The organism is Sphingomonas sp. PP-F2F-A104-K0414 (assembly GCF_004340945.1).
Taxonomy (GTDB): Bacteria; Pseudomonadota; Alphaproteobacteria; order Sphingomonadales; family Sphingomonadaceae; genus Sphingomonas.
Map to the genome: position 1 here is coordinate 718305 of NZ_SLYD01000001.1, position 25284 is coordinate 743588.

General features: G+C 65.9%; 24 protein-coding genes. 13 read left to right on the forward strand and 11 right to left on the reverse strand.

What is annotated here, in order from left to right; all coding sequences use genetic code 11:
- The first annotated feature begins 33 nt into the window (after positions 1-33).
- The 6 genes from C8J46_RS03110 to C8J46_RS03135 all read left to right on the forward strand — a co-directional run bounded on the left by C8J46_RS03110 (position 34) and on the right by C8J46_RS03135 (position 7475).
- Entirely contained in the window at positions 34-2346 is a 2313-nt protein-coding gene (locus C8J46_RS03110) for a DNA translocase FtsK (RefSeq protein WP_132734903.1), read from the forward strand.
- A gap of 226 nt (positions 2347-2572) precedes the next feature.
- Entirely contained in the window at positions 2573-3958 is a 1386-nt protein-coding gene (locus C8J46_RS03115; RefSeq protein WP_132735350.1) for a carbohydrate porin, read from the forward strand.
- A gap of 205 nt (positions 3959-4163) precedes the next feature.
- On the forward strand, positions 4164-4793 hold the full coding sequence (locus C8J46_RS03120; RefSeq protein ID WP_132734905.1) for an outer membrane lipoprotein carrier protein LolA: 630 nt from the start codon (positions 4164-4166) through the stop codon (positions 4791-4793).
- Between the two features lie 347 nt (positions 4794-5140).
- Positions 5141-5923 (forward strand): exodeoxyribonuclease III, encoded by a 783-nt coding sequence (locus C8J46_RS03125; RefSeq protein WP_132734907.1) that lies wholly within the window; start codon positions 5141-5143, stop codon positions 5921-5923.
- Complete coding sequence (ribA, locus tag C8J46_RS03130) at positions 5920-6966, forward strand: GTP cyclohydrolase II (RefSeq protein WP_132734909.1); 1047 nt, start codon at positions 5920-5922, stop codon at positions 6964-6966. The genes C8J46_RS03125 and ribA overlap by 4 nt, the downstream gene beginning before the upstream one ends.
- A gap of 32 nt (positions 6967-6998) precedes the next feature.
- Entirely contained in the window at positions 6999-7475 is a 477-nt protein-coding gene (locus tag C8J46_RS03135) for a YdcF family protein (RefSeq protein WP_165886439.1), read from the forward strand.
- A gap of 210 nt (positions 7476-7685) precedes the next feature.
- Here the strand turns inward: C8J46_RS03135 and C8J46_RS03140 are convergent, their stop codons facing one another.
- Both C8J46_RS03140 and C8J46_RS03145 read right to left on the reverse strand, forming a co-directional pair.
- Positions 7686-8360 carry an HAD family phosphatase gene (locus C8J46_RS03140; protein WP_132734913.1) on the reverse strand — a complete coding sequence of 225 codons (675 nt, stop codon included), beginning with the start codon at positions 8358-8360 and terminating at the stop codon, positions 7686-7688.
- Positions 8357-9031 carry a YggS family pyridoxal phosphate-dependent enzyme gene (locus tag C8J46_RS03145; RefSeq protein ID WP_132734915.1) on the reverse strand — a complete coding sequence of 225 codons (675 nt, stop codon included), beginning with the start codon at positions 9029-9031 and terminating at the stop codon, positions 8357-8359. Before C8J46_RS03145 ends, C8J46_RS03140 begins: the two co-directional genes overlap by 4 nt.
- Between C8J46_RS03145 and C8J46_RS03150 the strand changes: the two genes are divergently transcribed.
- Positions 9030-9572, forward strand: a complete 543-nt coding sequence (locus C8J46_RS03150; protein ID WP_243643192.1) for a thiamine phosphate synthase — start codon at positions 9030-9032, stop codon at positions 9570-9572. The genes C8J46_RS03145 and C8J46_RS03150 overlap by 2 nt on opposite strands.
- Before the next feature lie 302 nt (positions 9573-9874).
- Here the strand turns inward: C8J46_RS03150 and C8J46_RS03155 are convergent, their stop codons facing one another.
- A complete protein-coding gene (locus tag C8J46_RS03155; protein WP_207894072.1) occupies positions 9875-10582 on the reverse strand; it encodes a hypothetical protein in 708 nt (235 codons plus the stop codon).
- Positions 10583-10873: 291 nt separating this feature from the next.
- Between C8J46_RS03155 and C8J46_RS03160 the strand changes: the two genes are divergently transcribed.
- Genes C8J46_RS03160 through holA form a run of 4 tightly spaced genes read left to right on the forward strand, consistent with a single transcriptional unit; the run spans position 10874 to position 15553 of the window.
- Positions 10874-11305 (forward strand): DUF3576 domain-containing protein, encoded by a 432-nt coding sequence (locus C8J46_RS03160; RefSeq protein WP_056053843.1) that lies wholly within the window; start codon positions 10874-10876, stop codon positions 11303-11305.
- A gap of 11 nt (positions 11306-11316) precedes the next feature.
- Positions 11317-14010, forward strand: coding sequence for a leucine--tRNA ligase (gene leuS, locus C8J46_RS03165; protein WP_132734917.1), 2694 nt, complete (start codon positions 11317-11319; stop codon positions 14008-14010).
- The gene (gene lptE, locus C8J46_RS03170; protein ID WP_132734919.1) at positions 14007-14537 is read left to right on the forward strand and encodes an LPS assembly lipoprotein LptE; all 531 of its coding nucleotides are present in this window, start codon (positions 14007-14009) and stop codon (positions 14535-14537) included. Before leuS ends, lptE begins: the two co-directional genes overlap by 4 nt.
- Positions 14534-15553 carry a DNA polymerase III subunit delta gene (gene holA, locus C8J46_RS03175; RefSeq protein ID WP_132734921.1) on the forward strand — a complete coding sequence of 340 codons (1020 nt, stop codon included), beginning with the start codon at positions 14534-14536 and terminating at the stop codon, positions 15551-15553. Before lptE ends, holA begins: the two co-directional genes overlap by 4 nt.
- Before the next feature lie 272 nt (positions 15554-15825).
- Here holA and C8J46_RS03180 read toward each other — a convergent pair whose 3' ends face one another.
- Genes C8J46_RS03180 through C8J46_RS03205 form a run of 6 tightly spaced genes read right to left on the reverse strand, consistent with a single transcriptional unit; the run spans position 15826 to position 21529 of the window.
- The gene (locus tag C8J46_RS03180) at positions 15826-16728 is read right to left on the reverse strand and encodes a ParB/RepB/Spo0J family partition protein (RefSeq protein ID WP_132734923.1); all 903 of its coding nucleotides are present in this window, start codon (positions 16726-16728) and stop codon (positions 15826-15828) included.
- Positions 16725-17507: an AAA family ATPase gene (locus C8J46_RS03185; RefSeq protein ID WP_056487592.1), complete on the reverse strand. Its 783-nt coding sequence runs from the start codon at positions 17505-17507 to the stop codon at positions 16725-16727. Before C8J46_RS03185 ends, C8J46_RS03180 begins: the two co-directional genes overlap by 4 nt.
- Positions 17504-18124: a 16S rRNA (guanine(527)-N(7))-methyltransferase RsmG gene (gene rsmG, locus C8J46_RS03190; protein WP_132734925.1), complete on the reverse strand. Its 621-nt coding sequence runs from the start codon at positions 18122-18124 to the stop codon at positions 17504-17506. Before rsmG ends, C8J46_RS03185 begins: the two co-directional genes overlap by 4 nt.
- Positions 18121-19956 carry a tRNA uridine-5-carboxymethylaminomethyl(34) synthesis enzyme MnmG gene (gene mnmG, locus C8J46_RS03195; RefSeq protein ID WP_132734927.1) on the reverse strand — a complete coding sequence of 612 codons (1836 nt, stop codon included), beginning with the start codon at positions 19954-19956 and terminating at the stop codon, positions 18121-18123. Before mnmG ends, rsmG begins: the two co-directional genes overlap by 4 nt.
- A gap of 54 nt (positions 19957-20010) precedes the next feature.
- Positions 20011-21288 carry a tRNA uridine-5-carboxymethylaminomethyl(34) synthesis GTPase MnmE gene (mnmE, locus tag C8J46_RS03200; protein WP_132734929.1) on the reverse strand — a complete coding sequence of 426 codons (1278 nt, stop codon included), beginning with the start codon at positions 21286-21288 and terminating at the stop codon, positions 20011-20013.
- Positions 21289-21295: 7 nt separating this feature from the next.
- Positions 21296-21529 (reverse strand): DUF6489 family protein, encoded by a 234-nt coding sequence (locus C8J46_RS03205; protein ID WP_056053820.1) that lies wholly within the window; start codon positions 21527-21529, stop codon positions 21296-21298.
- A 56-nt stretch (positions 21530-21585) separates the two neighbouring features.
- Between C8J46_RS03205 and C8J46_RS03210 the strand changes: the two genes are divergently transcribed.
- Both C8J46_RS03210 and C8J46_RS03215 read left to right on the forward strand, forming a co-directional pair.
- Positions 21586-22059: a methylated-DNA--[protein]-cysteine S-methyltransferase gene (locus C8J46_RS03210; protein WP_132735356.1), complete on the forward strand. Its 474-nt coding sequence runs from the start codon at positions 21586-21588 to the stop codon at positions 22057-22059.
- Positions 22056-22757 (forward strand): dienelactone hydrolase family protein, encoded by a 702-nt coding sequence (locus C8J46_RS03215; RefSeq protein ID WP_132734931.1) that lies wholly within the window; start codon positions 22056-22058, stop codon positions 22755-22757. The genes C8J46_RS03210 and C8J46_RS03215 overlap by 4 nt, the downstream gene beginning before the upstream one ends.
- Positions 22758-22872: 115 nt before the next feature.
- Here the strand turns inward: C8J46_RS03215 and C8J46_RS03220 are convergent, their stop codons facing one another.
- Together C8J46_RS03220 and rho are read right to left on the reverse strand one after the other, a co-directional pair.
- Positions 22873-23592, reverse strand: a complete 720-nt coding sequence (locus C8J46_RS03220; protein WP_207894103.1) for a TerC family protein — start codon at positions 23590-23592, stop codon at positions 22873-22875.
- 227 nt (positions 23593-23819) lie between these two features.
- Positions 23820-25076 (reverse strand): transcription termination factor Rho, encoded by a 1257-nt coding sequence (gene rho / locus C8J46_RS03225; protein ID WP_031395107.1) that lies wholly within the window; start codon positions 25074-25076, stop codon positions 23820-23822.
- Positions 25077-25284 lie beyond the last annotated feature (208 nt).

Consider the following 25284-nt stretch of genomic DNA (forward strand, 5'->3'; position numbering starts at 1 on the left):
TCTGCGTTATACTGCAACTGGAGAATACGGGTCATGGCCAGCCGCGCGCAGCCAGCCTTGTGGCGTGAGACGGTGAAGGCGGGTGCCGTCCGCAGCGGCGCGTTGATCGCGGCGATCGCGTTGTTCGTCGGCACGCTGCTGATGGCGCTGGCGCTGGCGAGCTATCACCCGAGCGATGCTGCGCTCAACACCGCGTCGGGCGCCTATCCCGACAATCTGGTGGGACCGCCGGGCGCATGGTTCGCCGATATCGCGCTGACGCTGTTCGGGCCGGCGGTCGCGCTGCTGCTACCGATCGGGCCGATCCTCGGGATGCGGCTGTGGCGCGATCTGCCGCTGGGGCATTGGCTGCGGATGGTGCGCGGCGCGGCGATCGGCGTCGCGCTGATGGCGAGCGCGCTCGCGTTCGTGTCGGGATCGTCGGTACTGGCGCTGCCCGCCGGCTGGGGTGGCGTGATCGGCTTGTCCGTCGCGAGCGTCGTGCATTGGGGCTTGAGCTTCATCGGCCAGCCGGTCGCCGAACTCTGGTCTGCCCGCGCGGTCGGTCTGGTCGCGGCGATCGCGGGCGCGATCGTCTGGGGCAAGAGCATCGAGATCGATCTTGGCGAGCGCAAATGGCGTTTTCCACGCCGCAATCGCACCGAGGCGCTGGGCTATGACGGCTTTGCGGAAATCGACGAGGACGACGACGAGCCGCTGACGCTGACGCGCAAGCCGGTCGAGCCACGCGCGATCGCCGAACCCGACCCGCGCCCTGCCCCGGTGATCGCGGATCGCCAGAACGCACCGTCGCAGGCGAAACCCAAGGAGCGGCAGTCGTCGCTCGACCTGCGCGACAATTTCACGCTCCCGAGCCTCGACCTGCTGACGCCATCGCCGCCGAGCCAGGGCAATGTGATCGACAAGGCCGGGCTGGAACGCAATGCGCGGCTGCTCGAAAACGTGCTCGACGACTTCAAGGTCACGGGATCGATCATCGAGGTACGGCCGGGACCGGTCGTAACGATGTACGAGCTCGAGCCCGCCCCCGGCGTCAAGGCGAGCCGGGTGATCGCACTGGCCGACGATATCGCGCGCAACATGTCCGCGATCTCCGCCCGCGTCGCGGTGATCCCGGGGCGCAACGTGATCGGTATCGAGCTGCCGAATGCGCGGCGCGAGGCGGTGTCTTTGCACGAGCTGGTCGGCAGCCAGACGTTCGAGGACCAGTCGGCGCAGTTGCCGATCATCCTCGGCAAGAACATCGCGGGCGATTCGGTGATCGCGGATCTCGCGCCGATGCCGCATCTGCTGGTCGCGGGCACGACCGGCTCGGGCAAATCGGTCGGGCTGAACAGCATGATCCTGTCGCTGCTGTACAAGCTGACGCCGAACCAGTGCCGGATGATCATGATCGATCCGAAGATGCTCGAACTGAGCATGTACGACGACATTCCGCATCTGTTGTCGCCGGTCGTGACCGATCCGGCCAAGGCGGTGCGCGCGCTGAAATGGGCGGTCGAGACGATGGAGGATCGCTATCGCCAGATGTCCTCCGTGGGCGTGCGCAGTCTCGCCGGCTTTAACGACAAGGTGCGCGGTGCGAAGGCCAAGGGGCAGCCGCTGGGGCGGAAGGTGCAGACGGGCTATCATCCGGACACCGGCGCGCCGATGTACGAGGAGGAGAAGCTCGAATACGACGTGCTGCCGCAGATCGTGGTGATCGTCGACGAGCTCGCCGACCTGATGATGACCGCGGGCAAGGAGGTCGAATTCCTCATCCAGCGGCTCGCGCAGAAGGCGCGCGCGGCGGGCATCCACCTGATCATGGCGACGCAGCGGCCGTCGGTCGACGTCATCACCGGCGTCATCAAGGCCAATCTGCCGACGCGGATCAGCTTCCACGTCACGTCGAAGATCGATTCGCGCACCATCCTCGGCGAGCAGGGCGCCGAGCAGCTGCTCGGCAAGGGCGACATGCTCTACATGCCTGGCGGCAAGGGCATCGTCCGCGTGCACGGACCGTTCGTTACCGATGACGAAGTGCGGCTGGTGGCGGATCACTGGCGCTCGCAGGGGCTGCCGGATTACATCTCCTCCGTGACCGAGGAGCCCGAGGAGAGCTTCGCGCTGGAGGGCTCACCGACCGGGGAGGATTCGGCGGAGGACCAGCAATATCGCAAGGCGATCCAGCTGGTGTGCGAATCGCAGAAGGCCTCGACCTCGTGGCTCCAGCGCCAGTTGCGGATCGGCTACAACTCCGCCGCGCGGTTGATCGAGCGGATGGAGAAGGACGGTATCGTAGGTCGCCCGGATCATGTCGGGCGGCGCGAAGTGCTCCGCGATACCGAAGGGCATGCGATCTAGCGTTGGGAAACCGATACCAGCCGTCCTTCGAGAAACCTTCTGTTCCCTCGCGAACGCGGGGGTCCAGGAGCCACGAACGATGTCGTTTGGAACCCTGGGCTCCCGCCTTCGCGGGAGAACTAGTAGGGGGCCGCCCGCCACCAACTTTCCCGCGCGGACAAGGGTTTCGAACCACCGACGGCCGGTATACGGAGCTGATATAAGTTACGAAAAACAGGTGAGCGTGATGGGGTATCGGCGGTTGTGTGCGGGGGCATTGGCGCTTGCCGTGTCCGGGCAGGTTTCGGCGCAGGATATCCCCAAGCAGACTCCGGGCAGTACCAGCACAGATACGCAGCACCGCCCCCGCTCGGGTGTCCGCCGTGACAGCGATCTGTCGCCGTCCGCGCTGACTGCCGATACGCAGCGTACGCCGCCCCCCGGCCTGTTCGCCGACTGGTTCGACATCCGCAAGCGGCTGGCTGATCGCGGAATCGGCGTCAGCGCACGCTATGCATCGGAAAGCGGGTATAATTTCGCGGGCGGCGATCGGAAACTGTTGCGCGAGACGGGGCAGTTCGACGTTGGCGTATTGCTCGATCTCGACAAGATCGTCGGGCTCAAGGGCGGCGCGTTCCAGGCCACCCTCACCTATCGCCGCGGTCGCGATCTCGGCGCGGACGCCAATCTGGGCGTGCTGCAACAGGTGCAGGAGGTTTACGGCCGCGGCCAGACGCTGCGCCTGACGCAATTCTGGTACGAGCAGACGCTTGGCGAAAAGCTCGAACTGAAGATTGGCCGGACCAACCCCGGCGAGGATTTCGCGGTCTTCTCGTGCTATTTCCAGAACCTCAGCTTTTGCGGTGCGCAGCCGGGCAACCTGGTCGGCGATTACTGGCAGAACTGGCCGGTCGGGCAATGGGGTGCGCGGCTGCGCTACGACGTCAACGACCATCTCACGCTTAAGACCGCCGCCTACGAGGTGAACCCGCGTAATCTCGAAAAGGACTTCGTGATCGGCCGGTTCCACGGCGCGACCGGCGCGCTGATTCCGGTCGAGGCCGAATGGCGGCGCGGCGATGATGACGGCCGGGTCGGCGCGTACAAGGTCGGCGGCTGGGTCAACACGTCGAACGGCGACGACGTGTTCTACGATCTGAACCGCCGGCCGATCGCGATCACCGGGCTCGAACCGCTCCGCCGCAGCGCGCGCTACGGGGTGTATTTCAACATCCAGCAACAGGTCACCGGTACCTCGAAGGACGGCAAGTCCGTCACCGGGCTTAGCGTGTTCCTCAACGCGACGCAGGCCGATCGTGCCACCTCGACCACCGACAACCAGATCGCCGCCGGGCTGTTCTACAAGGGGCTGGTGCCGTGGCGGCCGGGCGATATCCTTGGCTTCGGCGTGGCGCGGACCAACGTCAACGGACGCGTGGCGAAGGGCCAGGAACTCGATCCGACGCGGCCCGCCGTGCAGGATGCGGAGTATGCGTCGGAAATCTACTACAGCGTCCACCCGACGCGGTGGCTCGAATTGCGGCCGAACGTGCAGTTCATCCACAATCCTGGCGGGGTGCATGACGCGAACGACGTCGGCGTGCTCGGAATGAAGGCTGCGATCACGCTGTAACGGACGATCGACTTTACATGCCGCGGGCCCTCCGCCCCCGTCATCCTGACGAAAGTCAGGATCCCGAGTAACACCCGCTGCCCTGCTTGATCCTGGGTCCTGACTTTCGTCAGGATGACGGATGCGGTTGTGTGGTGGCCGCAGATCGAATTCAGTGGCGGTTCAAGCGCGGGCGGGCAATCGTCCGCGTTCCAAGGAGATTATGATGTTCAATTCCCGCCCCGCGGTGATCGCGACGATCGCCGCTCTCTCGGTTGCCGCCATACCCGCGCCAATCGCCGCGCAGGCTACCGGCGATCTGGCCGCGGTGCAGAAGCATCTGCAGTCCGTCGAGACGATGACCGCCAGTTTCTCGCAGGCGGATCGCAACGGCAAGGTCCTGACCGGCGTGCTGACGCTGAAAAAGCCCGGCAAGCTGCGCTTCCAGTACGAGAAGGGCGTGCCCATCCTGATCGTCGCGGAGGGCGGCGCGCTGACCTTCATCGATTATTCGGTGAAGCAGGTGCAGCGTTGGCCGATCAAGAATTCGCCGTTGGGCGTGCTGCTCGATCCGACCCGTGACATCACCCGCTATGCCAAGCTCGTCCCCGGCTATGACCAGCGGATTGTGTCGGTCGAGGCGAACGATCCGAAGCACCCCGAATATGGCCGGATCACGCTGGTGTTCGTGCGCAACGCGGGCGCGCCGGGCGGACTGATGCTGCAGGGTTGGGCCGCGCTCGACAGCCAGAACAACCGGACAACGATCCGCCTGACCAACCAGAAATTCGGCGTGGCCGTCAGCGACAACACCTTCCGCTGGAACGACCCACGCACCGTGGGTGGAAGAAAGTAACAAAACTTTCTGGTCATTCATGCCAGCGACAGGTTTCGCGCCCTAATGAGTGGCTCGCGGATGTGAGGCATTCGGGATTTTTCCCCCTGTTGCCCGGATGGTTTCCCCACAGTCTGCCTGCGTGACGAACGCTGAGTTGGCCCTCGCTCCATGCCCCCGGAGCGAGGGTCTTTCGCGTAGAGCGGCAGGCAAAAAGATTTGCCTGACTCGCCCAAGCGCAGCCGACGGGCCCCACTCTTCTCAGGGCCCGGTCGACGACAGCGGCTTTGCCGATGGCGCCTTCTCCCTTCTTCTAAAGCCCCAGACGCTTCCTTGTCCCCACCCCCCTGCAACGCTACATCGCGGCCGTGAAGATCGTCTCCTGGAACATCAACTCGGTCCGTTTCCGGATCGCCATCGTCGAACAGTTTCTGCGCGACGAGCAGCCCGACATCCTGTGCCTGCAGGAGACCAAGGTCATCGACGGCGACTTCCCGTTGGCGGCGTTCCGCGCGCTTGGTTACGAGCATATCGTCCTGCACGGCCAGCGCATGCACCACGGTGTCGCGATCCTGAGCCGGGTCCCGATCGTCGAGGACGACCGCTTCGACTGGCAGGCGAACAGCGAGGCGCGCCATATCGGCGTCCGGCTGGAAAACGGCGTGCGGCTCGAAAACGTTTACGTCCCCGCCGGCGGCGACGTGCCTGATCGCGACGTGAACCCGAAATTCGGCCAGAAGCTCGATTTCATCGAGCGCATGACGACCTGGTCCGAAACGCTGCCAGGCCCGACCATCCTGGTCGGCGACTTCAACATCGCCCCGCTCGAATCGGACGTCTGGAGCCACAAGCAGTTGCTCGACGTCGTCAGCCACACACCCGTGGAGGTCGAAGCGCTCGGCAAGTTGCAGGCGGCGGGCGACTGGGTCGATCTCGGCCGCCGCTTTCATCCCGCCCCCGCGCGGTTGTTCACATGGTGGAGCTACCGCGCGAAGGATTGGGAAGCATCGGATCGCGGTCGGCGACTCGATCACATGTGGGCGACGGGTACCGCTGCCGAGGCGGCGGTGTCGCACCACGTCTACGAACGCTGCCGGAGCTGGCTGAAACCGTCCGATCACGTCCCGATCATGACCGAGTTCGCGTTTTGAGTGATCCGCGCGCCGCCGCCCGCGCGGTCGATGCGCTCCGGCGCGGTTGGCCGATCGCGATCGACAGGCTGGTGCTGCTGGCGGTTGAAACGGCGGATGCGGACCGGTTGGCCGCGTTCGATCCGGAAGGAAATGGCGGCGTGCTGATCTCGTCGGGGCGAGCTGCGACGCTGAAGCTCGCAAACCAACTGGCCGCCGCCGATCCGACCGAGCCGGTGCTGGTCGATCGGGCGCCGTGGATCGATTTCGCCGCCGCGACCGCGTTGGCGGATCCGCAATTCGATCTGGCGACTCCCATGAAGGGGCCGTTCCAGACGGTCGCGCTGACCGATCCAGACGCGGCGGCGGCGGCGTTGCGGCTCGCGCGGATTGCCGGGTTGTTACCCGCTTTCTTCCTCGGCACCGGCGAGCCCGAGGTTCGGATCACGCGCGCGGACATAGAAGCGCACGAGGACGCGACACGACTGACGCTCGCGGCCCGCGCGCGCCTCCCGGTCGCGGGCGCGGAGGATGCGGAGATCGTCGCGTTCCGCTCGCCGGAGAGTGCGGACGAGCATATCGCGCTGCTGATCGGCCAGCCCAACGGCCAGCCGCCGCTGGTCCGGCTGCATAGCGAATGCCTGACGGGCGATGTGCTGGGCAGCCTCAAATGCGATTGCGGGCCACAACTGCACGCCGCGATCCACGCGATCCGGGATAGTGGCTGGGGTATCCTGCTGTATCTGCGGCAGGAAGGGCGCGGGATCGGGCTGGTCAACAAGCTTCGCGCTTACGCGTTGCAGGACCAGGGATATGACACGGTCGACGCGAACACGCGGCTTGGGTTCGCGGTCGATGCGCGCGATTTCGGGGTGGCGGCGCGAATGCTGACTCTGCTCGGGCAGCGCGACATTCGGTTGCTGACGAACAACCCGGCGAAGGTGGCTGGGCTTGAAGCGGCGGGCGTAACGGTGATCGAGCGCGTGCCGCATTTCCTGCCGGCAAACCCGCACAACGCGCGGTATCTCGCGACCAAGCGCGATCGTACGGGGCATCAGTTCTGACCGAGATTCCTCCCTCACGCCGTTTGATCGTGGTGTTCGGTGCAGCCGTTCGTCCCGATGGCAGTCCGAGCCCGACGCTTGCGCGGCGGATCGCGTTCGCGGCAGCGGCGGCGGCGCGGTATGTAGATGCAGACCTGTTCTGCTCGGGCGCGAAGGGCACGCATGGGCCGTCCGAGGCTTCGGTAATGGCGGAAATGCTGGCGGAGACGGTCGACCGGTCGCGGATCTATCTCGACGAGGCGAGCGTGGATACGCTGCAGAGCGTGGTCGCGGCGACGGCTTTCGCCCGCGCCGGCGCGTATGCGCAGTGCATGATCTGCACCGACGGCTATCACCAGCCGCGCATCCGCATGCTGTTCGCGATGCTCGGCATGTCCGCGAGCGTGATCCACGTGCCGCATGGCGGGAGTCGGCGGTACCAGCTCAAGATGCGGACGCGAGAGGCGGCGGCGATCCCGTATGACTTGGTCGCGGGGATCGGCGCGATCTGGCGTCGGGGGCGGGGCTAGCGGTCGCTGCGGACGCGTTGAGTTTGCGTATCCCTCGAGCGAGCACCTCCCCGGCGAAGGCCGGGGTCCAGTTGGGAAGGCCGATGTAACGAAGGTCCGTTCGCCGTTATTCCCGTTCCGCCACTGGACCCCGGCCTTCGCCGGGGAGGTGTAATCATCGGAACGGGATACCGGCTGGCTTGTCCTTGACTTTAAGAACCGGGATCTAGTTTATCCTAGCAACCGCGCAACGTCGTCGAAGCTCTCCGCCAGGGCATCGACGCCGATAGCCTTCAGCCGCGCGCCGTGCTCCGCATTACAGTGCGATCCCGCCGACAGACCGATGACATAGCCCCCCGACGCCACCGCGCCGGTCGCACCCACCGGCGAGTCTTCGAGGATCGCCGTCCGCGTGATATCCACGTCGAGTTGCCGTGCGCCGAACAGGTAGAGGTCGGGCGCAGGCTTGCCGTTCGTCACGTGCTCGCGGCCGCTGTAGAGGTGGTCTCCGAACGCATCGCGCAGGCCGATATGCTCAAGGTGCCTCGCGATCCAGCTAACTGGGCTCGACGAGACGATCGCCTTGGGTAGATCGGCGGGGAGCGACCGGACGAACGACACCGCGCCCTCGATCGCGTCGACACCTGTCGCCATCACGCGCGCATCTTCGGCTTTGCGCGCGGCGTAGAAATCGTCGGGGAGCGGCCGGTCGATCCAGCGCTCGATCGCATCGATGAACTGCGGGCCGGCAAGCCCCATAAAGTTCGCCATCGACTCGTCGGGAGTCGTTGGGTGCCCAGCGGCGGTCAGCCACTCCGCAATGTGGCGGTTTCCGACCGCTTCGCTGTCGATCAGCACGCCGTCGAAGTCGAACAGCAGTGCGTCGAACCGGACCGCAATGCTCATGCGCCCGTCCCCCGAGCGCCGAACAGCGCGCTGCCGATCCGGACGTGAGTCGCGCCGATCGTCACCGCGGTCTCGAAGTCGTCGGACATGCCCATGCTAAGGCCGGTCAGCCCGTGATCGCGCGCGAGTTTGGCAAGCAACGCGAAATACGGCGCCGGCTCGATATCGGCGGGCGGCAGACACATTAGCCCCGCGATCGGCAAGCCGGCAGCGCGCGCCTGCTCCACCAGCGCCGGCAGGTCAGCAATCGCGCAGCCACCCTTTTGCGGCTCGTCGCCGATGTTGACCTGGAGGAAACAGTCCGGCCGACGATCGCTTGCCTCCATCGCCTTCCCCAGCGCGCTGACCAGCGACGGACGATCGACCGCATGGATGCAATCGAACAGCGCCACGGCTTCGGCGGCCTTGTTCGACTGAAGCTGGCCGATCAGGTGCAGTTCGACGTCGGGATACTTCTCGCGCAACGCTGGCCATTTCTCAGAGGCTTCCTGCACACGGTTCTCGCCGAACACGCGCTGGCCTTCGACGAGCAGCGGTTCGATTGCCTCGACCGGATGCGTCTTGGAGACCGCGATCAATGTCACGTCTGTGATCCGGCAATCGGCAATCTCGGCGGCCTTGGCGATCCGGGTGCGGATGGATGCGAGCGGCGTGGTGTCGTCAGCTATCATGCCGCGCGCTATAGGCAGCGGCGTGGCCCGCCGTAACCCCATTCCCTCACGCTGGCTGATGACCGACGAGCGGATGGGCGACGCTTTATGGCCGGCACTGAGACGATTGCCGCCGGGCGCGGGCGTGGTGTTTCGGCATTATGCCACGCCTGCGGCCGAGCGACGTGCGTTGCTGTTGCGAGTCCGGCGACTCGCGCAGGCGCGGCGGTTGATCGTCGTGGTCGCGGGGGTGTCTTCGATGCAGGCGGACGGCGTGCATGGTCGGGCTAGGACGCGCGGCATCAGGACCTGGCCGGCGCATACGCGTGCCGAAGCGCTCGCCGGGCAGCGCGCCAAGGCGGACGCGCTGTTCGTGTCGCCGGTCTATGCCACGCGGTCGCACGCAGAGGCGGCTGGGCTGGGTCCGGCGCGGGCGATGCGGATCGCCCGTGGGGTTGGAGTACCGGTGATCGCGTTGGGTGGAATGGACGCGCTGCGGTGCCGGCGGATCCAGCGATTCGGGTTTCACGGCTGGGCTGCAATCGATGCGTGGCTCCGCTAGTCCTGCGCGCTCCCGCTATTGGGGCAAGACACCCCCCCACCCCGTCATCCCAGCGAAAGCTGGGATCTCGTCCCTGAGGCTAGCGTCATCTGTTTCGAGAGAGACCCTAGCGTTCGCTAGGGTGACGAATTGTGGAAGGTGCTTCGAATCGTCTGGGTTCAGATCAGCCTCATCATTCCTACGACCAAGCGGCCGCGGCCCCGTTCCCTCTCCCAACGGGAGAGGCAGAGATGCCAGAGGCGACGATGGTTGAGAACGAGTAAGCAGGTTTACGCCGCAACCACGGCAAAGCCTGCCAAACCTTAGAAGCGGAAGGCAGTGCCCAGATACACGGCTTGGCTATCGCGGCGATCGTCGTCGACCTTTACGAAGCGCTCGCGGTCCGAACGGTAACGCACGCCGGCGGTGACCGCGAGGCTCCGGGTCAGCGCGTACGACCCGCCTAGATCGACCGAGTAACTCGGCGCTTCCTCGACGAGTCGCGGTGCATTCGCCAACGGACGATCCGCCGCCGCCTTTACCGTGCCGCTGAACCGCTTGGCGCTGTAGCTTACCGCCAGATCGGCGGCTTCGCGACTACCCGGCAGACCGCCGAGATCGAGCTTGTTCACGTCACCCGAGATCGCGAACCGTTTCCAGCCGACCGACATGCCGAGGTTATACGCAATCGGCGCGATACCGACGGTCGGCGTGGTCGACGCGAGGCTGGCCGTGTTGGCAATACCGCGGTTGGTCTGCGCACGGACAGCGACGGTCACCGCGCGATTATCCTGGCGCGTCTCGGCAGGCGTAAACCGGAAGCTGCCCGCATCGAAACCACCACGCGCGAACATCGCGGCAAGGCGGGGGTCGGCGGCGGCTGGCGTGAACGATCCGATGCCGCGAACCGCGGCGACGTTATGCTTGGCGATCCGGGCGGGCTGTTCGCTGGCGCCGAAGGCGGGCGCGACGATTGAGGCGGTGGCGACAAGCGCCCCGGCAACCACCCCGAAAATTCCCCCACGCGTCATCACAACGAATCTGTCCTTCGAATCCCGTAATCGGATCCTGTTAAACAGCATCTAACATGAATTGATCCACAGCAAAGGCCGCAGAACCGCGCATTCCCACCCTTCGTCGCCGAATTGTCGGACAGTGTTGCAATCAGCACACATGTCGCCGCGTTAGCGCTACCGAAACGGGCATATCGAGAGGGGGATCGGCCGATCGACGCCCCGCCTCTCACGCATGCGGGCGTCTGCTTGCGGGCGCGCGGGCACGCCTGTAGAGCAAGGGCTGATTTTCTTGCCAGGATGATGCCCATGTTCCGCCGCTCGCGTATCGCAGTCGTGCTGTTTGCCCTGCCTCTCGTCGCGTGCGGCGGCGGTTCGGCGCGTCCCAAGGCGGATCTCGCCGCATCGAAGATCACGACGATCGGCGTCAACAGCTACCTGTGGCGCGCGAGCCTCGACACGCTTGGCTTCATGCCGTTGCTCCAGACCGACTCCAATGGCGGCGTGATCGTCACCGACTGGTACATCAACCCGCAGACCCCGACCGAGCGCATGAAGGTGACCGTCTCGATCCTCGACCAGGATCTGCGCGCCGATGCGCTGCGCGTTGCCGCCCTCCGCGAAGTCAACCGCAACGGCCAGTGGGTCTCGTCGCCGGTCCAGGCCGCGACCACGCAGAAGCTCGAGGACATCATCCTGACCAAGGCCCGCGACCTGCGCCGCGCCTCGATCGCGGGCTGAGGACTGATATAATGGCGTCGCGTTTCAATGCGTTGAAGGCGGACGCGGCGTGGCAGAAGGTCTGGGACGAGCGCAAGACGTTCGCCGCGGACGACCTGTCGACCAAGCCGCGCTCGTACGTGCTCGAGATGTTCCCCTATCCGTCGGGGCGCATCCACATGGGACATGTCCGGAACTACACGATGGGCGACGTGCTCGCGCGGTTCCGTCGGATGAAGGGCATGGAAGTGCTCCATCCGATGGGCTGGGACGCGTTCGGCATGCCCGCGGAGAACGCGGCGATGGAAAAGGGCGTCCATCCGGGCAACTGGACGCGCGCCAACATCGCGACGATGAAAGCGCAGCTGAAGCGCCTGGGCTTCGCGCTCGACTGGACGCGCGAACTGGCGACGTGCGAGCCTGCATATTACGGCCACGAACAGGCGCTGTTCCTCGACCTGTTCGCGGCGGGCTTAGTCTACCGCAAGGAATCCGCGGTAAACTGGGATCCGGTCGACATGACCGTGCTCGCCAACGAGCAGGTGATCGACGGTCGCGGCTGGCGCTCGGGCGCGCTGGTCGAGCGGCGGAAGCTGTCGCAGTGGTTCCTGAAGATCACCGACTTCGCCGACGAACTGGTCGACGGGTTGGGCGCGCTCGAGCACTGGCCCGACAAGGTCAAGCTGATGCAGGAAAACTGGATCGGCCGCAGCCAAGGCCTGCAGTTCAAGTTCGCAATCCTCCCCGGCACGGGGAGGGGGACCGCCGGCGAAGCCGGGGGTGGAGGGGGCGCGCCACATACGGCAGCGCCCGTTGACAGCCCCCTCCCCCATCCTGCGGATGGTCCCCCTCCCCGTTCCGGGGAGGAATTCGTCGAGGTCTTCACCACCCGCCCCGACACGATGTTCGGATCGAGCTTCGTCGCGGTCGCCGCCGATCATCCGATCGCGCGCGCCATTGCCGAGACGAATCCCGAAGCCGCATCCTTCATCGAACTCTGCAAGCGTGGCGGCACCACCGCGGCCGAACTCGACACGCAGGAAAAGCTCGGCTTCGATACCGGCATCCGCGCGGTGCATCCCCTCGACAAGACGTTGCATCTCCCGGTCTACATCGCGAACTTCGTGCTGATGGAATACGGCACCGGCGCGGTGTTCGGCGTGCCCGCGCACGACCAGCGCGATCTCGATTTCGCGCGCAAATACGACCTGCCCGTCAAGCGCGTCGTCAGCGAAGGCGATGACGAGGCCCCCGTGTTCGTCGGCGACACCGCCTGGACCGGCGCCGGCAATCTGGTCAATTCGCACTTCCTCGACGGCATGGACATCGAGGACGCCAAGCGCACCGTGATCGAACGCGCCGAGGGCGAAGGCTGGGGCAAGGGCACGACCGTGTTCCGCCTGCGCGACTGGGGCGTCAGCCGTCAGCGCTATTGGGGCACGCCGATCCCGATCATCCACTGCGACGCGTGCGGCGCGGTGCCGGTGCCCAAGGACCAGCTGCCGATCGTCCTGCCCGAGGACGTCAGCTTCGACATCCCCGGCAACCCGCTCGATCGCCATCCGACCTGGAAGCACGTCCCCTGCCCGTCCTGCGGCAGCAAGGCGCGACGCGAGACCGATACGCTCGACACCTTCGTCGATTCGTCGTGGTATTTCATCCGCTTCGCCAGCCAGCCGGACGCGAAACCGTTCGACCGGACGGGCGCGGAGAAGTGGCTGCCGGTCAACCAGTATATCGGCGGCGTCGAGCACGCGATCCTTCACTTGCTCTATGCCCGCTTCTGGACGCGCGCGCTGAAGCATATCGGCATGCTCGACATCGCCGAGCCGTTCGCCGGGCTGTTCACGCAAGGCATGGTCACGCACGAGACGTATAGCCGAGGCGACGCCGGCGACGCGCAGGCGGAGGCCGATACGGACGACGACGATTCGAGCGACGCGCCGGTGAAGACGAAGTGGCTGTCTCCCGACGAGGTCCGCAAGACCGATGCGGGGTATATCGAGATCGCGACCGGCGGCCCCGTGACGGTCGGTCGCGTGACGAAGATGTCGAAATCGAAAAAGAACACCGTCGATCCCGAACCGATCGTCGACCAGTACGGCGCCGACGCGGTGCGCTGGTTCGTGCTCTCCGACTCGCCCCCCGAGCGCGATCTCCCCTGGAGCGAATCCGGCATCGAAGGCGCGTGGCGGTTCGTCCAGCGTCTCTGGCGCCTGATCGAGTCCGACGACGCCGCCAAAGCCGAGGGCGACGACATCGCCCTGCGTAAACTCTGCCACCGCACGACCGTCGGTATCGAGAACGATATCAACGCCTTGCAGTTCAACAAGGCGGTCGCGCGACTCTATTCCCTGTGCAGCGCGATCGAGAAGGCAGCGCCTTCCGCAGACCGCGAACAGGCGATCCGCACGCTGCTGCTGCTCGTCAGCCCGATGGTCCCGCACGTCGCCGAGGAAGCCTGGGCGACCGCCGGAAACGACGGCCTGATAGCCGACGCCGCCTGGCCGATCGTCGATCCGGCCATGCTGGTCGACGACGAGGTCACGATCGCGGTGCAGGTCAACGGCAAGCTGCGCGACACGCTCGTCTTCCCCAAGGGCGCACCAAAGGACGAGGTCGAGGCCGCCGCGCTCGCCTCCGAGAAGATCGTCCGCCTGCTCGAGGGCAAGCCGCCCCGGAAAGTGATCGTCGTGCCCGACCGTCTCGTGAACATCGTCGCATGAAGCGCCTAGCGATCCTCGGCGCGCTCGCGCTGGCCCCCGCACTGTCCGGCTGCGGCCTGCATCCGCTCTATGCTGGCGGCAGCAGTGGTCCGGTCGCGGGCGCGCTCGGCCAGGTCGAGATCGCGCCGATCGCGGGCAAGAACGGCTGGCTGATGGCCACCGCGCTGCGCGATCGCCTGCCGTCGAACGGCGCACCCGCACTCTACCGGATCGACATCCGCCTCGACGATTCGATCAGCGGTCTCGGCGTCCGCACCGACGACAGCGTCTCGCGCGAACGCCGCACGTTGCGCGCGCGTTATCAGCTCGTGCGGATCGGCGACAATTCGGTGCTGCTCGACGCGACCGCCGGCTCCGATGCCGGCATCGACGTCGTCCGCTCCGAATATGCGACGATTGCGGCGGAGAACACCGCGCTCGAACGCCTGTCGCAGATCGTCGCCGACCAGATCGTCGCCCGCGTTGCGCTGTATGCGCGCAATACGCCTGCGGTCGCCGCGGCGCAGGCCACTACGCCCGCCAAGTGAAGGCCAGCGCCGGCCAGATCCGTGGTGCGCTGGCCAAACCGGGCGGCGACATTCGCCTATACCTGCTCCACGGCCCCGACGAGGCCGGCGCGAGCGACCTCGCCCGCGTGCTCGCCAAGGCGATGGGCGCGGATGCCGAGCGCGTCGATCTCGACGGCTCGACGCTGAAAAGCGACCCCGGCCGGCTGACCGACGAAGCCGCCTCGCTATCGTTGTTCGCCGGCGCAAGGTTCGTCCGCGTCGCGTCGGCCGGCGAGGAAAGCCTCGAAGCCTTCACCAACCTCCTCGCAGCCGAACGCGTCGGCAACCCGGTCGTCGCGATCGCCCCGACCGTCAAATCCACCGCCAAGATCGTCAAGCTCGCGATCGACTCGCCGCGCGCGATGGCGTTCGCCTGCTACGCCCCAACCGCGCAGGACGCCGAACGCCTCGCGACGACGATCGCCAACGAGAACGGCCTCCGCCCCGCCCCCGGAGTCGCCCGCCGCCTCGTCGATACGACCGGCGGCGACCGCGCCGTCATTTCGCGAGAAATCGAGAAGCTCGCACTATACCTCGACGCCGCCCCCGATCGCCCGACGGACCTCGATCACCACGCACTCGATGCCGTCGGCGCAGACCTCGGCGATGCGGAAATGAGCCGCGCGATCGATGCGGTGATCGAAGGCCGGGTCGACGATCTCGGCGCCGAACTCGCCGTGCTCGAAGAAGCCGGCACGTCGCCGATCCCGTGGCTCCGCCAACTCGTCCGCCGCCTGATCGCGCTCGCCGACATGCGCGGCGAAATCGACCGCGGCGAAGCGGTCGACGCGGTCATGAAACGCCACAGGGTGTTCTTCAAGGAAGAGGCCAGCACGGCTAGGTCCTTGCGCCGCTGGTCACCGGTAATGCTCGCCACCGCGATCCAGCGCGTCCGGACCGCCGAGCGCGCGATCATGGCGTCGGGGAATGCTGGCGGTGTGGTGGCGGAGGCAGCCGTGGTGGCGCTATCGCAAGCGATCGCCCGACGAAACTAACGCGCATCCGCAACCGCATTCGCGTCTGCGTCTGCCTCCGCTTCCCGCCCCCCACCTTCCGTCATCCCGGCGCACGCCGGGACCCATGGATAGGGTGCGATCACTAACGAAGCGAACCGCAACCGTGGGTCCCGGCTTCCGCCGGAATTACAGAGATTGTGGTCCACCCTCCATCCTTCACACCTTCCTATCCCCGTTCGTCCTGAGCGAAGTCGAAGGATGGTCCGGTACGCAGGTGCTTCGACTTCGCTCAGCACGAACGGAGCGCGTGATTAGATCGCCCCGCCCGTAAGCCGCTGACAAACCATATCCAGCTGGTCCAACGTCGAGTAACTCAACGTCAACGTCCCCCCAGTCTCGGAATGCGCCACCTTCACCTGCAACCCGAGCAAATCAGCCAACTGCCGCTCCAACGCCGCAATATCCGCATCCGGCACCCGAGGCTCGGACGAACCACCACCGCCGCCACGGTTCCGCCCAGGCTTCGCATCCCGCGCCAGCTTCTCGGTCTCGCGTACCGACAGCCCCCGCGACACGACCTGGTCCGCGAGCGACTCCACATCCGGCGACCCCAGCAATGCCCGAGCATGCCCCATCGACAACGATCCATCGACCACCTGCGACTGCACCTGCGCCGGCAGTTCCAGCAGCCGCAGCAGGTTTGCGACATGACTACGCGACTTGTGGACGATCTTGGCGAGCACCTCCTGCGTGTGGCCATACTCGCCCGCCAGCCGCTGATAGGCCTGCGCCTCTTCAATCGCGTTGAGGTCTTCCCGCTGGATGTTCTCGATTAGCGCGATCTCGAGCGTCTCGGCATCGTCGAAGTCGCGAACGACAACCGGCACCTCGTGCAGCCGCGCACGCTGCGCTGCCCGCCAGCGCCGCTCACCCGCGACGATCTGGTAGTCATGACCGTGCGGCCGCACCACGATCGGCTGGATCAGCCCGCGCGACGCGATCGACGCGGCCAACTCGTCGAGCATCGCCTCATCGAAATGCCGCCGCGGCTGATCGGGATGCGGCGACAGCGAACTGACCGGCAGCATCCGCACACCCGACGATTGCTGCGCCGCACCATCGGCCGACACTGGCGTCTCGCGCGCCATCTCGCCGAGTAACGCGTTGAGGCCCCTGCCCAACCCCGGCCGGCCGCGTTTGTTACCGTCGCTCATGCCGCAACCTGCGCAGTTGCCGGAAGCCGCCCGATCAGCTCACGCGCCAGCGCAATATACGCCTGCGACCCCGAGCAGCGATGATCGTAGATCAAGGCTGGCAACCCGTGGCTCGGCGCCTCCGAGAGCCGCACGTTGCGCGGGATCACCGTCTCGAACACGACCTTGCCCAGCACAGCGCGAACGTCCGCCGAGACCTGGTCGGTCAACCGGTTCCGGCGATCGAACATTGTCAGCGCTACGCCGAGGATCGACAGACCCGGATTGAACCGCTGGCGGATGCGCTCGACCGTGCTCAACAACTGCGACAACCCCTCAAGCGCGAAAAACTCACATTGCAGCGGCACCAGCAGCGAGTCCGCCGCGACCATCGCATTGATCGTCAGCAGCCCCAGCGACGGCGGGCAATCGATCAGCGCGATATCCCACGGCCCCTGCGCCGCCTTTACCGCGCGATCGAGCCTGTGCGTACGTGCATCGAAGTCGACCAGCTCGATCTCCGCGCCCGACAGGTCGACCGTCGCCGGGACTATATCAAGCCGCGGGACGCGCGTATGCACCACCGCTTCCTCGATCGATGTCTCGCCGACCAGCACGTCGTAGCTCGACCGCTCGCGCTGCGAATGGCCGATGCCCAGCCCGGTCGACGCGTTGCCCTGCGGATCGAGATCGACCAGCAGCACGCGCATCCCCGTCGCCGCGAGCGCGGTCGCGAGGTTGATGGCGCTGGTGGTCTTGCCCACCCCGCCCTTTTGATTGGCGACCGCGATGGTGATCATCGCGCGCTTACCCGATCCAGAACCACGATCGACGACTCCGGGTTCGTGACGCTTTGTTCCACGTGGAACATAAACCGCCAATGCTGCTTGAGCGCGGCCAGCTCCTCCTCGTCGAAACGCCCCCGAGGAAGCAACCACCGCGTCTCCGTTGTGGCGCAGTGCGCCGCGCCACGCAAAAGGTTTTGCAACGACGCAACCGCACGAGCGGAAATGATCGATGCGTCCGCGGTCGCATTCTCGACTTTCGACGCATGGACGCGGACCTGCTCGCCGAGCCCAAGCCGAGCGACACACAACTGGAGGAAGTCCGCGCGACGCCGACGGGGCTCGACCAGATCGACCGGCCCCTCGCGTACGAGCGCGACGACCATGCCGGGAAACCCCCCGCCAGTGCCGATATCAAGCCAGCGCTTCGCCGACGTATCCGCCCCTGCAAGCGCAACCAACTGAAGCGAGTCTACCACATGTCGGTCCCAGATCGTTGGGATCGTCGACGGTGCGATCAGATTCTGGTGCGGCGCTTCCTCGACGACCATCGCCACGAACGCGTTCAAGCGCTCGGTCGCCTCTGCCCCGAACCGCTCGGTGGTCCAGCTCTGTGCGTCGTCTTCGGTCATGCTGACACTCGTTTCGTATGCAATAGAACAGCCGACAGAGCCGCCGGGGTAATTCCCCGCACCCGCGCCGCCGCCGCCAGCGACGTCGGCCGCGCCGCGCTCAGGCGATCGATCATCTCGTTCGACAGACCCGGCACGCGATCATAGGCAAGGTCCTCCGGCAACCGGATCGCCTCGTCGGCCCGCAACCGCGCGACCTCCTGCGCCTGCCGCTCGATATACGGAGCGTAGCGCGCGTCCTCTAACACTTCGTCAACGACTGCCGCCGGGATGCCGACCGCCGCATTCGGTGCGACATGCGAGAGCGTCACGCCCTCAAACCGCAGCCAGTCGAACGCAGTCCGCCGCGCACCATCCCGGCCGATCGCAACGCCCTGATCGGCAACCTCGGTCGCCGTCCGCTCACAATCGAGTGCCGAGCGGAAGCGAGCACGATCCTCGGCTAGTGCATGCTGATGCGCCAGCCGCTCGGGTCCAAGACACCCCGCGGCCGCCGCAATCCCTCCCAGCCGCGTCTCGGCATTATCCGCGCGCAACGACAACCTGAACTCCGCCCGCGCGGTGAGCATCCGATACGGCTCGGTCACCCCTTGCAGCGTCAGGTCGTCGATCATCACCCCAAGATAGCTCGACGCACGATCGAGGATTACCGGCGCCAGATCGCACGCATACGCCGCCGCGTTGAGTCCTGCGACCAGACCCTGCCCCGCCGCTTCCTCGTACCCCGTCGTGCCGTTGATCTGCCCCGCGCAAAACACGCCCTCGATCGCACCCAGCGCCAACCGCGTATCGAGCGCACGCGGATCGATATAATCATACTCGACCGCATAACCCGGCATCGTCATCTTGACGCGCTCGAGCCCCGGAATACTGGCCAGCATAGCCGCCTGAACCTCGACCGGCAGCGAGGTCGACAGCCCATTCGGATAGACGGTCGCATCGTCGAGCCCCTCGGGTTCGAGGAAAACCTGGTGCCCGTCGCGGTCGCCGAACCGATGTACCTTGTCCTCGATCGACGGACAGTAACGCGGCCCCGCCGCCTCGATCGCGCCGGTAAACAGCGGCGACCGATGGAACGCCTCGCGAATAATCGCATGCGTCCTATCGGTTGTGCGCGTGATGGCGCACGCGATCTGCGGCAGCGGACGGCCCCGAGTCATCGGCGACATCGCCCAGTGATCAAGGTCCGACGGCTGCTCGGCAAGCGCGCCCCAGTCGATCGTGCGCCCATCGAGCCGAGGTGGTGTACCTGTCTTCAGTCGCGCCATCGGCAGGTCCCGCGCGCGCAATTGGTCGGCGAGTGGCTTGGCGGCACGCTCGCCGATCCGGCCCCCTTCCTCGCGATCGTCACCCCGGAAGATACGGCCCCCCAGGAACGTACCGGTCGCCAGTACGACCGCTCGTGCCGCCACGATCGCGCCATCCGCCAGCACGACACCAGCCACGCGATCACCGTCGAAATGAAACGCTGTCGCCTCGCCCTCGACGACCGAGAGCCCCTCGGTGGCCGCAAGCATCGCCTGGATGGCACCCGAGTAGAGGCGCCGATCGGCCTGGATCCGAGGCCCCTGCACCGCCGAACCCTTGCTGCGATTGAGCATCCGATAATGGATCGCGGCAGCATCGGCCGCCCGTCCGATCAGCCCGTCGAACGCGTCGACCTCGCGAACCATGTGCCCTTTGCCCAAGCCGCCGATCGCCGGATTACACGACATCGCGCCAATATGCGCAGCGTCGAACGACACGAGCGCGGAACGCGCGCCCCTCCGCGCCGCCGCGGCTGCGGCTTCGGTTCCGGCATGGCCACCGCCAACCACCACTACATCGAACATGTCACGGCCGTAGAACGCCGCGACCGATGCGTCAAAGATGTTCCACGTGGAACATCACTTCCCGATGCAAAAACGTCCGAACAGCGCGTCCAGCATCTCCCCCGTCGCGTCGAGCCCAAGTACACCAGCCAGAATCGCGCGAGCCTGTCGAAGGTGTTCCGCGACGATAAGCGCGTCCGAACTTCGATACCGAAGAGCCTCAACCGCCGCAGCACACTGCCGGCGCTGGTGCTGTTTCAATGCGACCTCATCGCCGCGGGGCAGCATCGCAATCGCGCGCCGATGCAGTTCATCCCAAAGGGCATCGAGCGATTCTCGGTCGTTTTGCGAGACCGCCACTGTCCGACCAGACGGCAACTCTCCCCGCCCCGGCAGATCGGCGCGCGCATGAATCCAGATCGCATCCCCGCGGGGCGGCGCGGTATCGGCCAGCCACATAACGATGTCCGCCGCGGCGAGCGCACCCTCAGCACGCGTGACGCCGATCGCTTCGATCGGGTCCAGCGTATCGATCAAACCCGCGGTGTCGGTCAGCACATAGGCGACACCGTTCCGCGTCACCGGCACGTCGATCCGGTCGCGTGTCGTTCCCGAGATTGGCGAGACGATCGCCGCATCGCGCTCGCCGAGCAGGTTGAGCAACGTCGACTTGCCGCTGTTGGGAGGACCGCCGATGACAACGCGCAGGCCGTCCTTGAGCCGCTCGACCGGAGGGGCGTCGACCACCGCCTCGATCTGCGCGGCGAGCGTATCGATCTCCGAGACGATCGCGTCGAACGCGGCAGTATCGCTCGCGACGTCGTCCTCGTCGGCAAAGTCCAGCATAGCCTCGACCCGCGCGGACAGCATCGCGACCGAGTCCATCCAGCCGCGGACGGCCTGGCTCACGCGACCCTCCGCCGCGGTCATCGCCGCTACCCGCTGGCTTTCCGTCTCCGCTTCGAGAAGATCGGCGAGGCCCTCCGCCTCGGTCAGGTCGATGCGGCCATTGGTCAACGCACGGCGGGTGAACTCACCGGGTTCGGCATGACGTAGGCCGGGCATTACCGACAATACACGCTCGACCGCGGCGATCACCGCGCGACCACCGTGGCAATGAAACTCGACCAGGTCTTCGCCAGTCGCCGTCGCCGGCCCCGGAAACACGATCACCAGCGCGCGATCGAGCAACGCCCCATCGTTGTCCCGCAGTCCCCGAAGGCTGGCATGGCGCGGCGCCGGCAACGGTCCCGCGAGCGCCTCGGCCGCGGCAAACGCCTCAGGCCCGCTCACCCGAACAACGGCGATCGCCGCTGGCGGCCGTCCGCTCGATACCGCGAAAATCGTCTTCACGTGAAACTCAGCCGCTTTTCGTCGCGCTGTCGAACAGTCGCTTCCACATCGCCATCCCCGCCTCGCCCATCGGCTGCCAGCCACGCATCATCGATTCGAGCATCTCCGGCTTCATCTGGCCGTCCGGGATCGCCTCCATCATCATCGCGATATAGCGGTCGTGAATCGGCGTCAGGTCGGGCAGCCCGACCGCGCGACGCGCCTCTTCGGGCGTGCATTCGATCTCGATGTTCATCTTCATGTACCGCGTCCCAGATGGCGCTTGAGCCGCCCATCCGCGCGCTGCATAGCGTGGCAATGTATGCGCGCGATGCAGCCTCGATCGCAACGCCTATCGGGCTGGTCCGCGTGACCGGCTCCGCGGACCGGATCGACGCGATCGAGATTCTGGCAACCGGCGGTGCCACGTCGAGCGATGCGCCGGCGATCCTGGAAGCGCTCAAGCAACTCGAATCGTATTTCGCAGGACGACTGACGGTCTTCGATCTACCGCTTGCCCCCGCCCCTACCGAACGCGGCGCGGTGCTACGTCAGGGCATCGTCAACATCGCCTACGGCTCGACCGCGAGCTACGGCGCACTCGCCAAGGCGATCCAGTCTAGCCCGCGCGCGATTGGCCAAGCATGCGCGCGCAATCCGTTTCCGATCGTCGTCCCCTGCCACCGAATCCTTGGAGCCGGCGGGGCGCTTGGTGCGTATTCCGCGGGCAACGGGCCCATCACCAAATCCAAGCTGCTCGATCACGAGCGGCCGCAAGGAGGATTGCTATGACGAACACCACTACAATTTCCACGCTCGAGGGCGATGCAGACTTCCACGCCTATCGCGCCGTCCCCGCAGGCACGCCCAAAGCCGCGATCATCGTGATCCAGGAGATCTTTGGCGTGAACGCGGGGATACGCCGCAAGTGCGATACGCTCGCCGAGGCCGGCTATCTGGCGATTGCGCCCGACCTGTTCTGGCGGCTCGAGCGTGGCATCGAGCTCGATCCCGACATCAAGCCCGAGTTCGATCGCGCGCTCGAACTCATGGGCCAGTTCGACCAGGACAAGGGCATCGCGGATATCGAGGCGAGCATCCGCGCGGTCAGGAGCGAACTGGGCGACGGGGCGAAGGTCGGCGTGGTCGGTTACTGCCTCGGCGGGCGGCTGGCGTTCATGACCGCGGCACGCACCGACGTCGATGCGAGCGTCGGCTATTACGGCGTCGGGATCGACGGCCTGCTCGGCGAAAAGCACGCGATCGCACACCCGGTGCTGTTGCATGTGCCGGAGGAGGATCACTTCGTCGACAAGGCCGCACAGGCGGCAATGCACGCGGGGCTCGACGATCACCCTAAGGTGATGATCTACGATTACGCAGGCGAGGACCACGGCTTCGCGACCGAGTTCGGCGAGCGCCGCTCGGATGCGTCGGCCAAGCTGGCGGACGAGCGGACGGCGAAGTTCTTCGCGGAGAATCTGGGCTAACCACGCCCTCCCCGTCACCCGTGTTCCGGGGTGACGGGCGCCGACGACAGACATGAAAAAGGCCTCGCCGGACGGTTCCGGCGAGGCCTCCTTCTTATCCCAACTGCCCCCGCGATCAGCGCAGCAGCGAAATGATCCCGAGCGTCTCGCCGGTGCCGACCCAGCCCTCGTAGATCATCTTCAGCGCGACCACGAGGATCACTGCGAGGCCGATATACGCGATCCAGCGATACTTGTTGATCACGCGCGCGATGTAGTTCGCGGCGAGGCCCATCATCGCGACCGACAGCAGCAGGCCGATGACCAGGATGCCGGGATGCTCGCGCGCCGCGCCCGCGACCGCCAGGACGTTGTCGAGGCTCATCGAGACGTCGGCGACAGCGACGGCCCAGGCCGCGCTCGCAAAGCCCTTCGATGACCGAATGCCCGAGCGCTCATCGCCCTCGATTTCCTCGGAGCCCGCGTTCTGCGCGCCCTCGCGAATTTCACGCCAGAACTTCCAGCTTACCCAGAGCAGCAACAGGCCGCCCGCAAAGATCAGCCCGACGATCCCCATCAGCCACGTCACGATCAACGCGAAGAAGATGCGCAGCACCAGCGCCGCACCGATGCCGATCAGGATAACCTTCTTGCGCTGGTCGGTGGGCAACCCGGCGGCGAGTGCGCCGACGACGATCGCGTTGTCGCCCGCGAGGACGAGATCGATCATCAGGACCGATCCGAACGCGGCGAGCGCCTTCGGGTCGCCCAGGTTGGAGAAGTCGGCGACGATGTGCTGCCAGATCTCCAGCGGCGAGCCGGGTCCGGCTACTCCCGATGCGGCGGTGGCCAGCATGGCGATGATACTCAAGATGTCAGCTCCCGGTGACGGGCCACGCCGCGGGCGGAGTGGCGGTTTTCATAGTGATTAATAGCAAAGCGGCACGCGAAAGCCATGCTCTCGCGTGCCGCTTTGGTCTGCTTGGCCGGACATGGGCAAAGCCCATGTCGTCGGTCGGAGCTTACGCCCCGCCGGCCGAACCGGTGCGAGTCCTGCGCCAGCTTGGCGCAGGCCGCACTCGGTTATTGATTCATACTGTCGAAGAAATTCTCGTTGGTCTTCGAATCCTTCATCTTGTCGAGCAGGAACTCCATCGCGTCGATCGTGCCCATCTGCATCAGGATGCGGCGCAGGACCCACATCTTGCTGAGCTTGGCCTTGTCGACCAGCAGCTCTTCCTTGCGGGTACCCGACTTGCCGACGTCCAGCGCCGGGAAGATGCGCTTGTCCGCAACCTTGCGATCGAGCACGATTTCCGAGTTGCCGGTGCCCTTGAACTCCTCGAAGATCACCTCGTCCATGCGGCTGCCGGTATCGATCAGCGCGGTCGCGATGATCGAGAGCGAACCGCCCTCCTCGATGTTGCGCGCGGCACCGAAGAAGCGCTTCGGACGCTGCAGCGCGTTCGCGTCGACACCACCGGTCAGGACCTTGCCCGACGACGGCACGACGGTGTTGTAGGCACGACCCAGACGCGTGATCGAGTCGAGCAGGATCACCACGTCCTTCTTGTGCTCGACCAGGCGCTTGGCCTTTTCGATCACCATTTCAGCGACTTGCACGTGGCGCTGCGCGGGTTCGTCGAAGGTCGAGCTGACCACCTCGCCCTTCACGCTGCGCTGCATGTCGGTGACTTCCTCGGGGCGCTCGTCGATCAGCAGGACGATCAGGAACACCTCGGGGTGGTTGTCGGTGATCGCCTTGGCCATGTTCTGCAGCATGACCGTCTTGCCGACGCGCGGCGGCGCGACGATCAGCGTGCGCTGGCCCTTGCCCTGCGGGCTGACGATGTCGATCACGCGCGCCGACTTGTCCTTGACGGTCGGGTCGGCAGGATCGAGCGTCAGCTTGCTCTCGGGGTAGAGCGGCGTGAGGTTGTCGAAATTGACGCGGTGGCGGACGACGTCGGGGTCGTCGAAATTGACCGCGGTGAGCTTCACCAGCGAGAAATAGCGTTCGCCATCCTTCGGCCCGCGGATCTCGCCCTCGACCGTATCACCGGTGCGCAGGCCGAACTTCCGCACCTGGTTCGGCGAAATGTAGATGTCGTCGGGACCGGCGAGATAGTTCGATTCCGGCGAGCGCAGGAAACCGAAGCCGTCTGGCAGCACTTCGATCGTGCCGAGCCCCATGATCTGGTCGCCATTGTCCGCCTGGACCTTCAGGATCGCGAACAGCAGGTCCTGCTTGCGCAGCGTCGAGGCGCTCTCGACTCCCAGTTCCTCGGCCAGCTGGACCAGCTCGGCAGGCTTCTTCTTTTTCAGGTCTTTGAGATGCATGGGGATTTCCGGATAGCAATCAACGGGAGAACGCTCGATCGGCGGTGCGCTTGGGAAGCGGAACTGGGCGAGACGAGTCTACTGGAACCCACGACCGGGCAGGACGCCAGGAGGCCGTGTTGGGAGAAGGAGTTAGAATTGGGGGGCGGGTTAGTCAAGCGGGAGTGCGTGGCGCTCTTACCGTTCTCCTGCGAACGCAGGAGCCCAG